Genomic DNA, 13,735 nt, shown 5'->3' with positions numbered 1-13,735 from the left:
ATGATGAGAAGAGAGAAAAGGAGTGGTTAGATGAAAGTGTTATGGCATGGGGGAACAATTTATACAATGGAAGCAGAAGGTGCGACTGCAGAAGCGGTTTTAGTGTCGGATGATCATATAGAAAAAATTGGGACATACAAAGATTTGAAACAATTTGCTGATAAAGAAATCGATTTGCAAGGAGCAACGATGTATCCAGGATTGGTCGATAGTCATATGCACATGATTGGCCATGGCGAAAAATTAATGCGTGTTGACCTATCTATCATTGAAAGCTCAGAAGAAATGCGCGAACAATTAATTGAATCCACAAAAGATCTGAAAAAAGACGATTGGTTTATTGGTGAAGGCTGGAATGAAAATAATTTTGCAGACCGTAAAATTTTCCACCGCAACGAACTTGATGAAATAAGCACGTCACCAATGTTGTTAAAACGGGTTTGCCGTCATGCGATTTTAGCAAACTCTAGCGCATTAGCATTAGCAGGTATTACTAAAGATAGTCCAGATCCTGAAGGTGGTTTAATCGTACGTGATGCGGACGGGGAACCGACCGGTTATTTGTTAGACGCAGCCCAAGATTTAGTGGCCAATCAAGTTCCTGAAGTAAGCGTAGATTATTTAACACGTGCTCTGCAAAAATCAGTGGATCATTTACTATCACTTGGTTTAACGGGTGCTCACACAGAAGACATGGGCTATTATGGTCACTACTCACGACCACTCGATGCATTTAAAAATGTCATCGGAGACAAAGTAAAGTTCCGTGCACATTTACTTAGAGCCCATATTGCTTTTGAAGAAATGATGGAAAACGCTTCTTACGCAGAACCATTTATCGACCCGGGTCCGATGAAAATTTTCGCAGATGGATCAATCGGTGGACGTACTGCGCTTTTAAGCAAACCGTATAACGATGATCCCTCTACTATTGGAGTTGCTATTCAATCAGACGAAGAACTAAAACGTCTTGTATCAATTGCTCGTAAACACAGCGAAGCAGTAGCGATTCATGTGATTGGTGATCTTGGTTTAGAAATGGCGCTAGATGCCATTGAAGCGCATCCGGTGCCTCAAGGAAAACGCGATCGTCTTATTCACACAATGGTCGTACGAGAAGATTTAGTCGCACGCATGCAACAAATAGACGTCGCATTAGATCTTCAGCCAAGCTTTGTTACGTCTGATTTTCCTTGGGTCGTGGAACGTCTCGGCGAAAATCGTTTGGAATGGTCATATGTATGGAAGAAACTTTTAAATCATGGGCTGATTTGTGCAGGTGGGTCAGATGCGCCGATAGAAGAAGCAGACCCTCGTTTAGGGATTTATGCAGCTGTTACACGAAGAAAACCTTATGAAACACATGAAGGATACTTGCCTGAAGAAAAACTAACGCGCTTTGAAGCGATTCAATTGTATACAAGTGGAAGTGCCGCAGCAATTGGCAAAGAAAACGAGCGTGGAGTCATCCGTCAAGGTTTCGATGCGGACTTTACCATCTTTGATCGCGATTTATTTGCAGGGCCTGAAGAACAAATTTTAGAAGCTGAGCCCGTAATGACGGTCGTCGCAGGCGAAATTATGTACCAAAAAGGTGGGCAATAAAGATGACAAAAGAAGCTTACATTATAACAGGTGCATCTAAAGGGATCGGTTACGAATGGAGCAAACAACTTATCGAAAAAGGTCACCTGGTGATTGGACTTGCGCGCACTCAACCAGAAAATTGGCCAGGTGAACATTTTCTTTCAGTTGATTTAACTCAGCTCGAGGCTATTGAAAAAACAATGGAGCAAGCGTTAGGTCAACTACCAACAGATATAGAACAAGTAGTGTTGGTCAATAATGCAGGCACCATCGATCCAATTGGACTGGCTCATACAAACGATTCAGCAGAAGTTAGCCAAAGCATCGTACTGAATTTGACGGCACCCATGTTACTTTGCGGCGCATTTATCAATCAATTAAAAAATAGCCCAGCTGAAAAAAGAATTATCAATATATCGTCAGGAGCGGGGCGCAAGGCATACGAGGGATGGAGTGCCTACTGTGCAGGAAAAGCAGGACTCGATCATTTCAGCTCGTGCATCGATGCAGAAAACGAAGACGTTAAAGTCGTCTCTGTAGCACCAGGAATTATCGATACGGGTATGCAAGAAAAAATTCGCCAAAGCGATGCCACAGATTTCCCGCTCATTGAAAAGTTCTTGGACTACAAAGAAAGCGGATTACTCAGCAGTCCAGAAGAAACCGCACGATTGTTAATCGAAATGAACGAAAGAACAGACTTTAATGAATTGCCAACCATTTTAGACATTCGTAACTTATCAACAGAAAAGGAGTGATTGCATTGAGTAAGACACCAGAAAACATCCTGACAAAACTTGCAGACGCAAACCAAGCGGGCATTAACATGACCAGCCCTAAAGCCGTCGTTACTTATTTGCTAAGCCAAGGCGAAAAAGAGTCAATCCTCTTTTTCTACAAACCAAATAGTGTTGAATTCGATTTTGATAAATACGACAAAACAGTAGCGGAAATGAAAGAGCGCAAAAATTAACCAAAGCGAAATGCGTTCGTAAATGTCCTTAGTATCCTTTGAACGTTCGTAAAGTGTGCAGGCACCTTTACGAACGTTTTTTTGTAGTTTTGAGTTGATTTTAGAGTGTTCGTAAAAGTGTACTTTTGCGAACGCTTTTTATTTCCAAAATTAGCTAGCTAACTCTAGTTTGTATTAATATACTTGAGATAAAGAATAAATTTAGTGTTTTCATGAAAGAATGGAAGTGGGTATTTTTAATGAAGTCACAATATATTACTTTTGGTGCACAGCTTGGAGACCCAAAAGCTGACAAAGCTGTCGGTCAATTTATTACTCAAATTAGTCTGTTGCTTGATAAACATTGTAATAAAGTATATTGCACCGAGGTGGATGAAATAGCTCCAGCTATATTTGTGGATGGAGACTTATGGTATTGGGAGTTTGAAGGACTTCAAAGGTTACGATTAAGTAAAAAACATCGGTATATTGAAATTCATATAGGGATGCCTCGCTCTAGATGGGAAGGTGTCAATTCCATAGATATTAAAAAGTACCTTATTGACCAACTTAAGGATGCCCTGGATTTGATGTTAATACGATTGAATAAGGAGATATACATTGTTAACGATCAGGAATTATGGACTGATTTTAGAAAAGTAGAAGAAGAATTCTTATTGAAATAACGAGTTCTATACTTTATTAACTGAATTCCACCTATATGATGAACAATAAAAAATACCTCTAATTTAAAATTTCCCTGTCCAGCTGCATAGTAATCTGCATGAAACGAAAAAAAGCCCAGGCAAAATCCAAGTGGAATTTTTTTTGCAAAGACTAGGTTTTGAATGTAACTTATGTGCAGTTAAGTTACATTCAAAACAAAAAAGGAGTGAGTCCATTGAGGAAAATGAAACGATCACTTACGGCGTCCCTTTCATTGCTCTTGCTTGTAGCTGGCTGTTCCGATGAAGCTACAGAACCTATTAACCAACCAAAAAGTGAAGTTGCAGAAGTAGAAACCATCACGGACCCTAACACGGAACCTGTTATCGATACGGTGGGGAATCTAACGTCTGACATGGCAGTTTATGATTATCGATATGATGCGATGGATCGTGGAAATTACGAGTACTATGCAAAAGAAGTCGTGATTGATACAAGTTACTACGAAGAAAATGAGGTTGCTAGAGGAGATGTCATCGCTTATAAAGAGACGCCTGATGACGAATTTAATTTGACGCGAATTATCGCATTACCTGGAGAAAAAGTAAAAATCGAAAGTGGTCAAATCTATATCAACGAAAAACAGCTTGATACGTTCTACGGAAGAGCTCATCGGGTAGGATTGGACCTGGAAGAACTCAAGAGCATGTTGCAAGAAGAAAATTATAGCCTCCTTCAGTCAAAAGAAAATGTGGAGAGCAATATAAATGACTTTGAGAATAGGAATGTAAAAGAGGTGACTGTACCTGCAGACCATGTTTATGTAATCGGAGATGACTGGTTCAGAACAACAATCTCGGGTCCCTTTCCAATAGAAAATATCGCAGGTAAGGTACTGGGATACAAAGCAGAAGAATAGTTTAAATAACAATTTCAAGTTTTCGCGAATGCATAAGACGCTTTGTTTGAATGTAACTTAATGTGAATTAAGTTACATTCAAAAACTTCATTCTACTGAACTTTGAAGAGTACTAAGAGAAAGTGGATTTGCTAGTTTTCTAGATAGATTGTTTTTCCATTTACATCCACTGAAATTACTTTCTCGTTAATTTTCAGATTCGAAAGGTCTTTAAAATCATACGATTCAATAGCTATGGTTGTCTGGCCGATTTTTTTGTACACATGAGGTGTTAATTTCTTATACAAATAAACTTCTCTCGGATCTCCCACATCGGGATGCAGTCCCTTCACATGATTAACAATAAGTAAATGCTTTTCATTTTGATCATAGAGACTTAAAGGGTGCCGACTTTGTTCATCTTTTAAGACTACAGATAAAAACGAAACAACAATTGAAAAAGGAATAAAAAATATCATAAGAGCAATCGAAATATACTTCATAGCAAGGACTTCTTTGAAATAGACATAGAGGCTGAGAAAGAATAGGACAGTTAATGTTACATCGGTATAGGGCAGCAACAGCTCTAAATTATGTGCATTGTAGACAAATGTATAACTTTTCTCGATTAAAGCGATTTTCATTAGAAGCCTAATCATGAAATAGAGAGAAGTAAAAATTAAAATAATGAGGTAAATCTTCCTTTTCTTCATGCAACTTCTCCTTTTTTCATACGTAAGATTAGACGAAGTCTGAAAGCAGATGGTTTCTTATTTATCCAAAAAGAAGACTGCTTAAAATACTTTTTGAATGTAACTTAATAGCAATTAAGTTACATTCAGAACAAAGGAAATACTGATTTTTTATAAAAGAAAAAGGACCTTTAAAAAGGCCCTTTCACTAAAATGTGGTTTTAATTTATTAATCGATTAGCTGTTTTACAACGGCCATTTCTTTGCCAAACCGATCTCCATGGTTCTCAAATCCCAAACTCGCATATAAATTATGGGCATTCAAGTTGTCTGGGTGATAGCCGACCACAATTTTTGTGGCATTCAGTGATTTGGCCATCTCAGTAATCATCAATTTAGTTGCAGCTTTCCCGATTCCTTGGCCTTGGAAGGCTTTGTCTACCATTATTCGGTATACCCAATAGCCGTCAAGTTCCTCCGGAACAGAGTTATACATCAAAAAGCCAACCGCTTTATCGCCTGTGTAGATGGCATAAGGTTTTAAGCTAGTTTCAAACTTTGACTGAGCGATCGATACGGCATTTGGTTCCATGTATTGCGTTTGTTCTTCAGATACCTCTAGTTCACAGCAGTCATACCAGTTTTCTGTGTTTAATTCGACGATTTTCACATTTTCTGTATTCATAATTTTCCCCTTTCGATTTTCGGGGAACGCGAAATAGAAAAGTTAATTAAGCGTTATCCCCTTGTACTCATTGATGGTAACGGTGATTTTTTTTGTCATAATGAACGCCTCCTCAAATAGCTATGGCCAGTTTAATGAAATTTCCGAGCCTTTTGACTATAGCATTTATCATTGCCCTTTCCTAGGCATTTTAGGAATAATATACCAATAACGAACCAGGGATTTGAATGTAACATAAGTCTAACTAAGTTACATTTAGAATTCCTATTTTAAAGAAGTTAGCAGTACTAAAAGGGAAAGTGAGTTTGTTAGAAAAAAATACATTCAAAAGGCCATATTATAAGGCTTTAAAATCGTATTTTTGAGAGGTAAGAGTTTACATATCATGAGTTATCGGAAGAAGAAACTAAAGCTCCTAATACACCACATAAAAGGAAGAGGGAGTTCTGTATTAAGAACCGCCTCTTCCTTTCCTACATATTAGGGCTATCCAGGTCAACCACTAAGCATCTAATCAAAGTAGCAGGTTTTATTCTTTGATCTCTTTATTAAGATTTCCTTCGATAACAAGTTTGAAAACATGTTGGAAGATACTTTCAAAGGTGTGGGGAGAATGCTGCAAGTACTCTGGAGAACCTAGCACCTTCACTGACTGAATGATCATATCAATTGCAATTTGTTGATCTAAATCTTTGCGAAAAACGCCATGTTCAACCGCATCATTAAATAACTTCAGAGCATACTTATCGATTATCTGGTCTTGGCGATTGGTAACCATCGAATAGATATGTGGAGCATGGTGCTTTATATCACTAATTGAATCTAACTTTAACTGTTGAACATGAGTAACAATTACTTGCATGAAGTTGTGAATTTTATCGAGTATCGGAGGCTTGCTGTCTTCGAGCATTTGGCTAAGCTGTTTCTCGATATCATCTAGTGTATACGATAATGCATCTTCTAGTAATGCTTCTTTTGTGGGGAAATGTTTATATAAAGTAGTTTTGCTCATTCCTATATGTTTTGCCAATTGTGCTGTCGATGTATTGGTAAAGCCACGAGTCATAAACATTTCTTGTGCACCGTTTAAAATTTTTTCCCTTTGCTTTTGTTCTCTGCTATTCATCCTAAACTCCTTTGAAGCATCCAAAATCGAAGTTTTTCGCTGCATTGTTCCAAATCAATATGCTTTTGATGGAACGCTACGATGCCATCTTGGCGAAATACGATTATACTTCCGTCTGTAAGTCCAATTTTCTTTTGCAATTCATTTTTAACATCTATAAGAGTTGATAAGTTTTCATCTCTGGAGGGAGCCCCGTTCTGCAGTATATAGTAAGTTCTAACAAGGTCTCCAAACTCGTTTTGGAACTGCTTGGATACTTTCTTAGCTTGGTCAAAATTACTGTCATTAATATGATTCGCATAAATAAAACAGGTAAACGGATGTTGTTTTAAAATAGAAAATAAATTTAATTGAGGTGAGTGCCCCGAAAATAAATAGGCATCTGGTACTCGGTCCCCAGCTTGAAGCGCATTTTTTCTCAACCGTTTATCATAATGGTTGATGGCTTGTGACGAGTGGCGATAGTTGAATTTCAATTCTGTTAATCCCTTAACTGCAAAATTCTTTATCGCATTCAGCGATGTTGCCGACTTTCCTACTATTCTCCGAGCTCTCTTTAAAATAGGACTTGGTAATGTTACTACATGCATCATCTTGCTGGTAGCAGAAATTACTTGAGACGCTATAAAATGCCGTTCTTCATGATAGGTGTTAAGTATAGAGTCATGGGAATAGCCCTTGATAACAAATTCCAGTTTCCATACTAAATTTAGCACGTCTTGAAGCCCAAGGTTCATGCCTTGTCCACCTGCAGGGTTATGAATATGAGCAGCATCCCCAATGAAAAATACATTCCCGTGACGGTAGTTCGGAACTAGTCGATGTGAAGTACCAAATTGCGAAAGCCAAACCGGATCAGCAAGAGTTATTCCTGGTGCAATGTTATTTACACTATCTTGAAGTTCTTGCAGTGAGAGTTCACTGGAATGTGGACGGTTTTGTTTAGCAAGATCGACTGCTATAACGCGAGTGTAATGGTTTTTAAAAGGGAGTAGAAATAACATTCCACGATTAGCCATAAATACATTCATGTAACCTTTACTGTTAAATTGTTTTATTTTTGCATCGGCCAAGAAGAAAATCATATTCTCTTTATTTCCTTCAAAAGGTACTTTTAATATTTCCCGCACTTTACTATGAGCCCCATCGCAAGAAAGTACATAGTTTGCCTGTATTTGCTCACGGTGGCCATTTCTGTTAACAACAGCCAAAGCTCCCTCAGAGTTGATTTCTAAATCAATGAGCTCACTGTGTCTTTCAACTTCAACCCCTAATTGCTCTAAGTGATTTTCAAGTATCTCTTCAGTATCGTATTGAGGAAGAACTAAAACGTATGGAAAAGGGGTGTCCAACTGACTGAAATCAAGTTTGCTCGGTTTGCCGATTCCGAAATGCAGACGGGAACCCGTTACAGGATAACCTTTTTCTAGGAACAGATCCGCTAAACCCATCAGCTCTAATGTTTCCAATGTACGTGCATGTAGCCCGAGGGCTTTTGAAAATGGAGAGCGTTCTTCTTTTTTTTCAATTATGATACAGGAGATTCCTCTTTTGACTAATTCGATAGCCGCTAAGAGTCCAGTAGGTCCAGCACCAACAATAAGTACTTGGGTGCTTCTTTTTAAAATATCCACTTAAAATCACCTGCCTAGTTGTTTTATTTTAGAACGTTATCAAAAATTTCTAAATGATAATCATAAGATATTTATAATGATACTACATTTAACTATTATAGTACTAATAGTATCGCTCGTTGCTTTGTAACTCAATTTAAAGAAATATTATCATTTTATGATTAAGAACTTATAAAATAAAAGGCACATTATTTTTATGTGCCATGTACTTAAAAATCGGGATATCCTTACCTTAAGAAATGCGAAAAATCGAAGATGGTCGGGTATTTGGTGGATATTAAATCTCAAATCAAGTGTGCCAGGTTTTGATGAATATAGTTTACATATGAGGGATTATTGGAAGTAAAGAAGCTCAAAACAGAGCTTCTTTTTTGTCTGTATAAGTGTACTTTTACGAACGCTTTTCTCTGTAGAATTAGCTAGCTTTTACATCTTCCCGTTGGTATATTAAGGAAATGAAGAAAAAGAACTATTCGGTGTGAAATCAGGAGGGGTTATTTTGAGTCAGACATTAACCAAAGAGGTCATTTATACAGTTTCCTCCCAGCTAGAAAAGTCAGTAGAAATCGTTGACGCAGACTGGAGAGACAAGTACGGGTTGGCAGTAATTCTTCTTAGGCATAAGAAAACCGTTGTTCAATTGAATGGTGTAGAAATAACAATGAGCTTTACACCATGCAAACTATCGAAGATTCGTTGGATCAATGACAATCGTTTTTTGGCAGCTACCTACGAAAATAACAAAAGGAATATATTCATTGTAGACTTGTCTGGAAAACTTCTCCATTCTTTCAAGGGAGGAGAGGCGTTCGAAGAGATAGTCGTTGGGAAAGAAGGAATCTGGATCAGTTATTTTGACGAAGGGATTTTCGGTAACGGAATCTCCACCGAGGGTCTTGTGCTTTTCGATATGACCGGCAATATTCTTTTACGTTATCATTCCGATTTATTGAATCGCAATACAATAGCTGACTGTTATGCTCTTTGCGAAGGGAGAGGAACGTCTGTCTGGATTTTTCCTTATACTGATTTTCCTCTGGTTGAAATAAACTCAAAAGAGCGAACGAGTCGCACATATCCGGTTCCTGAATTGCTGCATGGCGCCCACGCACTATGCATAAGAGGAAAGTACGCTTACTTTTTTGATCCCTACAATTCTAATCAGAAAATGTATCAGTTGAAAATTGGCACACAGAAACCATTGCTTTTGGGAACCGTCCAAGGAGCCCTAAGAGGGCTAGATCCATCAGAAACTAGTCACTTTATCTCCATTTCTCTCAATCAGGAGGTCGTACTTTATCAAGTAATTAATGGGGATGAATATCAATATATTTGAGACTGCAGTTTGCTTAGATTTGAATGTAACTTATGTGCAGTTAAGTTACATTCAGCAAATTACAAAGTACAAAAAAGAAGGAGGATTTGTATGAAAAATAGAATCTTGTTCGCGGTTATTTTATTTTTTGTCTTAGGATCAGCCGCGATTAGTGGTACTGATTCAATTAGTCAAACGGCTAAATCAATATTCCATGGCATCGGTATGCTTACTCTAGGCATAATCGGAATTGTTAGTCTGTATAACTTTTTCAAAAAAGAGAGAAAAAAAGAAAGTATGTAGTTCTCATTAAATTTTAAGTTCTTATTAATTTTTGTTCCGAATCTGAATGTAACATAATGTGAATTATGTTACATTCGAAACTTTGATTTAGTTGAAAAATATTAGTTAGAGGAGAGGTACTATTCTTAAAATTATTCGGATCATTCTACAAGTAGTCGGAGTTGGATTTGCAGCCTATGTTCTATGGAGTCAGGACTTTACATTAATACCATATCTCATGTTGATTCTAGGTGTTTTGACGTTGGTAACAGGTTTTGAAAGAATCCAGAGGGATCGAAAAGAGTTTTGGGGGTACATGCTTGTCGTTATATCCTTATTTATTTTCTTTGTTTCAGCACAAGGATTCATAGTAAATGCTTAAATACTTTCCTAGATTTGAATGTAACTTATTAGCAATTAAGTTACATTCATTTCCCTTACCATAAACAGTATCAGTAAGTTGTTTAATTGATAACTTCTATGAGCCTACAGAAAAAACGATTGTGAAGAGGTTACAAAAGTTAACCATAAAAGGGGGGAAATGAGTGAAGAAAAGAGCCGGACTTATTGAGCAGGCAGGCGTCATTCTGGGTGCCATAGGAATAGTGATTATGTTTGCAAATTCTTCAGAACGGCCAGTTACAGCAGCTGCGTTCATGGTGACCGGGATATTGATGGCGATAATAGGCGGAAGATTAACAGGGACGATGTCCTGGCTTGGTGGAGCTACTTTAGTGGCCATCTTAATCGCGGTTATCCTTTACTTTTTTACCGACAACAATAAACTGTACAATCTTTTTCTTGTTATCGGAGTGCTTCTTTTAATAGCAGAATTCATTATGAAAAGTAAAAAGCAGAAAAAATCAAATTCTACTTAAAAAACAAAGTATTCACAAAGCTAGATTGAGTGCTCGTAATAAATACGGTTTTCTTTGACGACGATCGCTCACCACATACTTACATTTTTAACTGGTTTACATATCGAAAGTTATAGGCACCAACATGTATTAAAACAGAGTGAAGGCGCGGTGCTGCACCCCAAAAGTTAGCGTGAAAAATCTAACTTTCGGGATGGTTTTTATATGGCGAAATAGAGGGAAGAATTCAAACCGTGCGTGGTAAAAGTGCTTTTGCAAACGGTCATGAGAAAATGCGCGATGAAGAAGAGAAAACGAAAAGCAGCAGAAAAGCAGAATTCAAGGATGGGAGTATTGTAGCGAGGCAACATTTAGTAAACATAGCACGTCTTTATTAGTACTTAGGTACCGGGATGCAGGTGAGGGGGAAGCAGGAGAGAGAAAATAGCCTCTTCAGCAACCGGGAAGAAAGAGAGGTGAGGGGGACAAGCAGTCCAAACGATCAACATGCTGTTTTCCAAAAGGGGGGAAGTGAACGAATCAGCAAATCTATAACCGATAAAAATTTTAACTACAAAGGAGAAACTTATGTTGCTTAATTACTTAAAGAGCTCGTCTGCATCCGTTCTTTCATCTGTCTTTACCTTTTTGGTATTAGCTATCTTATTTTCTCCAGACTTTGGTCTCGATGATGTACCTTCTGAATTTTATCGCTATACATTTACTGCTACTTTGTTTGGTTATATCGGAGGCTTGATCGCAATATGGATCTTGTGGCTTTACCAGGACAAGGAAGTTTTTACAAAAGATAAGATAGCCATCTTTGCCGCTGGAGGCCTACTAATTGGCATAGGGCTGGAACTTTTAACAGGGTTCATAGGACTGCCCTATTTCTTAATTTCAGCTCTTGTAGGGGCTCTGATGTTTTTAGTAATGCAAAAGTTGAACAATAAACTACTCGGTTGGAGTATCGTTGCCGTACACTTTGGATTACTCTTTATTTATCCTCAAGTTATCGACTTTTTTACATTTATTTAAACTACTTACACAGGACCACTGTCTAGATGCCTCAGTTCATGAAAGAGAATTCACGAGCAATGTTATAGAAGTTTAGTCAGTAGATAAGGGGTGGTCAGGACGAACCGGACAATTCCCTCTATAATGAAGGTGCTCCGACCGTATATCGAAAAGCAACTAAGGAAGATAAAGAAAAATTATATCTATTAGGAAAAAATTTAGCCACAAGTTTTGAAGTGAATGAAGCAGGCTTTTTAACGGTTTTCAACGCTTTACTGGAGGATTCCAATGCAAATTTGCTTGTTGCAGAAAAAGAACAAAATCTTATCAGGGATGTTTTTGTTTTACCTCCGGCTTTTTATACATAGGCATCATCAGCAATTGTATCTTCAATAAATCAGTTTACATATGACACCTTATCGGAAGAAGAGGCTCAAACAGGAGTCTCTTTTTGTTTGCAAAAGTGCATTTTTACGAACGCTTTTGATGAATCCAAAGGTTCTCAGTGAATCCATAAAAATCACAAAATGTAATAGGGGATATAATGATACTATTATTACAAGTTGGAAAATTCGAAATCTAGAGAGTTTAAGTAGAAAGGGAAATGACAATGTTTAATAATAAGAAGAGTACGCTGAATTACACGAATTCTACTGCAGAAATTGAAGCAAGCGGAACGGAAACTGCGATTATATCTGTAGGGGCGACAGAACAATTTGGTCCGTATCTTCCGATGCATTTGGACACGTTAATTGCTGAAAAATATGCGGAGGCATTTGGAGAAGTATTGCATGCCTATGTACTCCCGACTCTTCCTTTCAATACATCGGAAGAACATGCAAACTGTAAGGGGACTATTACCGTTAGTCCAACTGTATTGACTGCAATGCTAGAAGAAATCATTGTGAATTTGACAAAACAAGGATTTACTAAATTTGTTCTGTGTAACGGGCACGGAGGAGCATACTGGGAATCGGCATTTGTTAAACAAATAAACTTCAAATACCCTGATTTGATTTTAATTACTACCCATCGCCATTTGGCATGGGAAGATGCTTTGCAGCACGCTGGGTTACAAGGGTTAGATGAGATGCATGCAGGTTTGTTGTCTGTGTGTACAGCAGTGTGGCTTTGTCCTGAATTGGTTGAATTAAAATCGATGGGATCAGATATACCAAGAGCGAATAAAAAATTTGCAGATTATATCTATTGGGATAAATTAACGGAAGACGGTTGTTGGGGGAAGTTTGAAGAGGAGACATACACTTCCGTGCAATTGAGTGAAATGGGAGAAAAGTTTTGGAATTTTTATATCGACAAGCGAAGTGAAAATCTGAAATCTATACTCGATGATGCCTTCAGAATGAAAATGACTAAATAGTAGCAAACAATTTTGCGTGGGATAAATTACGGTATGAATCTGTTGAGTTAACATATCGAAGGGAGAAAGAGGAGTGAAGATGACACATCAAGAATTCAGCGTCAAAGGCACAACTTATATGATAAGAGCTGCAGTCGTTACAGATGCCCAGAATTTATCAGAAGTCAGGTGGCAAATTGATGGAGAGACTTCACACTTGGATAGAGAACAAGGTGAAGCGTTTATTGATACACCTGGATTTGAGGAATTAATTCAGACAGATACGATAAATGAAAAGAATCTTTTTCTAGTGGCTGTCGTAGCGGACCAAGTTGTTGGGTTTTCAAGATGTGAAGGAAACTCATTAAAACGATTTTCTCATAAAGTAGAATTTGGTGTGGGAGTATTAAAAGACTATTGGGGATATGGTATTGGCAAAAATCTTTTAACAGAATCTATTAGATGGTGTGATTCTAATGGAATTAGAAAAATGACGTTAAATGTACTTGAATCAAATAAATCGGCAATCGCTCTTTATGAGAATGTTGGTTTTAAAATGGAAGGCCTTCTAGAAAACGATAAACTATTTGCGGATAGAAAGTTCCACAATACGGTTGTGATGGGCAGATTTAAGTAATTGTTTGTTTGAAAGCACGGGTGGAGC

General features: G+C 37.7%; 16 protein-coding genes. 12 read left to right on the top strand and 4 right to left on the bottom strand.

Translation table 11 applies throughout. From position 1 onward, the window contains the following. Positions 1 to 30 precede the first annotated feature (30 nt). From BBI08_RS09955 to lepB, 5 genes are all read left to right on the top strand, one after another. Positions 31 to 1,605, top strand: coding sequence for an amidohydrolase (locus BBI08_RS09955; protein WP_008497753.1), 1,575 nt, complete (start codon positions 31 to 33; stop codon positions 1,603 to 1,605). Positions 1,606 to 1,607: 2 nt separating this feature from the next. Then, complete coding sequence (locus BBI08_RS09950; protein ID WP_065528045.1) at positions 1,608 to 2,345, top strand: SDR family NAD(P)-dependent oxidoreductase; 738 nt, start codon at positions 1,608 to 1,610, stop codon at positions 2,343 to 2,345. Between the two features lie 5 nt (positions 2,346 to 2,350). Next, positions 2,351 to 2,560, top strand: coding sequence for a hypothetical protein (locus tag BBI08_RS09945; RefSeq protein WP_008497749.1), 210 nt, complete (start codon positions 2,351 to 2,353; stop codon positions 2,558 to 2,560). Positions 2,561 to 2,772: 212 nt separating this feature from the next. Continuing rightward, positions 2,773 to 3,225, top strand: a complete 453-nt coding sequence (locus BBI08_RS09940) for a hypothetical protein (protein WP_205847832.1) — start codon at positions 2,773 to 2,775, stop codon at positions 3,223 to 3,225. 224 nt (positions 3,226 to 3,449) lie between these two features. Further along, the gene (gene lepB, locus BBI08_RS09935) at positions 3,450 to 4,124 is read left to right on the top strand and encodes a signal peptidase I (RefSeq protein ID WP_236610223.1); all 675 of its coding nucleotides are present in this window, start codon (positions 3,450 to 3,452) and stop codon (positions 4,122 to 4,124) included. A 131-nt stretch (positions 4,125 to 4,255) separates the two neighbouring features. Here lepB and BBI08_RS09930 read toward each other — a convergent pair whose 3' ends face one another. The 4 genes from BBI08_RS09930 to BBI08_RS09915 form a co-directional block, all read right to left on the bottom strand. Continuing rightward, positions 4,256 to 4,816, bottom strand: a complete 561-nt coding sequence (locus BBI08_RS09930; protein WP_065528044.1) for a hypothetical protein — start codon at positions 4,814 to 4,816, stop codon at positions 4,256 to 4,258. 208 nt (positions 4,817 to 5,024) lie between these two features. Further along, the gene (locus BBI08_RS09925; RefSeq protein ID WP_008497746.1) at positions 5,025 to 5,480 is read right to left on the bottom strand and encodes a GNAT family N-acetyltransferase; all 456 of its coding nucleotides are present in this window, start codon (positions 5,478 to 5,480) and stop codon (positions 5,025 to 5,027) included. Positions 5,481 to 6,009: 529 nt separating this feature from the next. After that, complete coding sequence (locus tag BBI08_RS09920; RefSeq protein WP_065528043.1) at positions 6,010 to 6,606, bottom strand: TetR/AcrR family transcriptional regulator; 597 nt, start codon at positions 6,604 to 6,606, stop codon at positions 6,010 to 6,012. Continuing rightward, on the bottom strand, positions 6,603 to 8,240 hold the full coding sequence (locus BBI08_RS09915) for an FAD-dependent monooxygenase (RefSeq protein WP_008497744.1): 1,638 nt from the start codon (positions 8,238 to 8,240) through the stop codon (positions 6,603 to 6,605). Before BBI08_RS09915 ends, BBI08_RS09920 begins: the two co-directional genes overlap by 4 nt. Positions 8,241 to 8,739: 499 nt before the next feature. Between BBI08_RS09915 and BBI08_RS09910 the strand changes: the two genes are divergently transcribed. The 7 genes from BBI08_RS09910 to BBI08_RS09885 all read left to right on the top strand — a co-directional run bounded on the left by BBI08_RS09910 (position 8,740) and on the right by BBI08_RS09885 (position 13,708). Continuing rightward, complete coding sequence (locus tag BBI08_RS09910) at positions 8,740 to 9,576, top strand: hypothetical protein (protein WP_008497742.1); 837 nt, start codon at positions 8,740 to 8,742, stop codon at positions 9,574 to 9,576. Positions 9,577 to 9,666: 90 nt separating this feature from the next. Further along, on the top strand, positions 9,667 to 9,858 hold the full coding sequence (locus tag BBI08_RS09905) for a hypothetical protein (RefSeq protein WP_065528042.1): 192 nt from the start codon (positions 9,667 to 9,669) through the stop codon (positions 9,856 to 9,858). Positions 9,859 to 10,075: 217 nt separating this feature from the next. Next, positions 10,076 to 10,219, top strand: coding sequence for a DUF3953 domain-containing protein (locus tag BBI08_RS17320; protein WP_236610197.1), 144 nt, complete (start codon positions 10,076 to 10,078; stop codon positions 10,217 to 10,219). Positions 10,220 to 10,382: 163 nt separating this feature from the next. Further along, positions 10,383 to 10,715, top strand: a complete 333-nt coding sequence (locus BBI08_RS09900) for a hypothetical protein (RefSeq protein ID WP_008497739.1) — start codon at positions 10,383 to 10,385, stop codon at positions 10,713 to 10,715. A 567-nt stretch (positions 10,716 to 11,282) separates the two neighbouring features. Then, positions 11,283 to 11,732: a hypothetical protein gene (locus tag BBI08_RS09895; RefSeq protein ID WP_040850854.1), complete on the top strand. Its 450-nt coding sequence runs from the start codon at positions 11,283 to 11,285 to the stop codon at positions 11,730 to 11,732. Positions 11,733 to 12,321: 589 nt separating this feature from the next. Continuing rightward, positions 12,322 to 13,092, top strand: a complete 771-nt coding sequence (locus BBI08_RS09890) for a creatininase family protein (RefSeq protein WP_008497735.1) — start codon at positions 12,322 to 12,324, stop codon at positions 13,090 to 13,092. Positions 13,093 to 13,165: 73 nt separating this feature from the next. Next, positions 13,166 to 13,708 carry a GNAT family N-acetyltransferase gene (locus BBI08_RS09885; RefSeq protein WP_040850853.1) on the top strand — a complete coding sequence of 181 codons (543 nt, stop codon included), beginning with the start codon at positions 13,166 to 13,168 and terminating at the stop codon, positions 13,706 to 13,708. Positions 13,709 to 13,735 lie beyond the last annotated feature (27 nt).

It is taken from the genome of Planococcus halocryophilus, from assembly GCF_001687585.2.
In the GTDB taxonomy this organism is placed as follows: Bacteria; Bacillota; Bacilli; order Bacillales_A; family Planococcaceae; genus Planococcus; species Planococcus halocryophilus.
The sequence above is the reverse complement of the archived record's forward strand: the minus strand, read 5'-3'. Positions and strand labels throughout refer to the sequence as shown.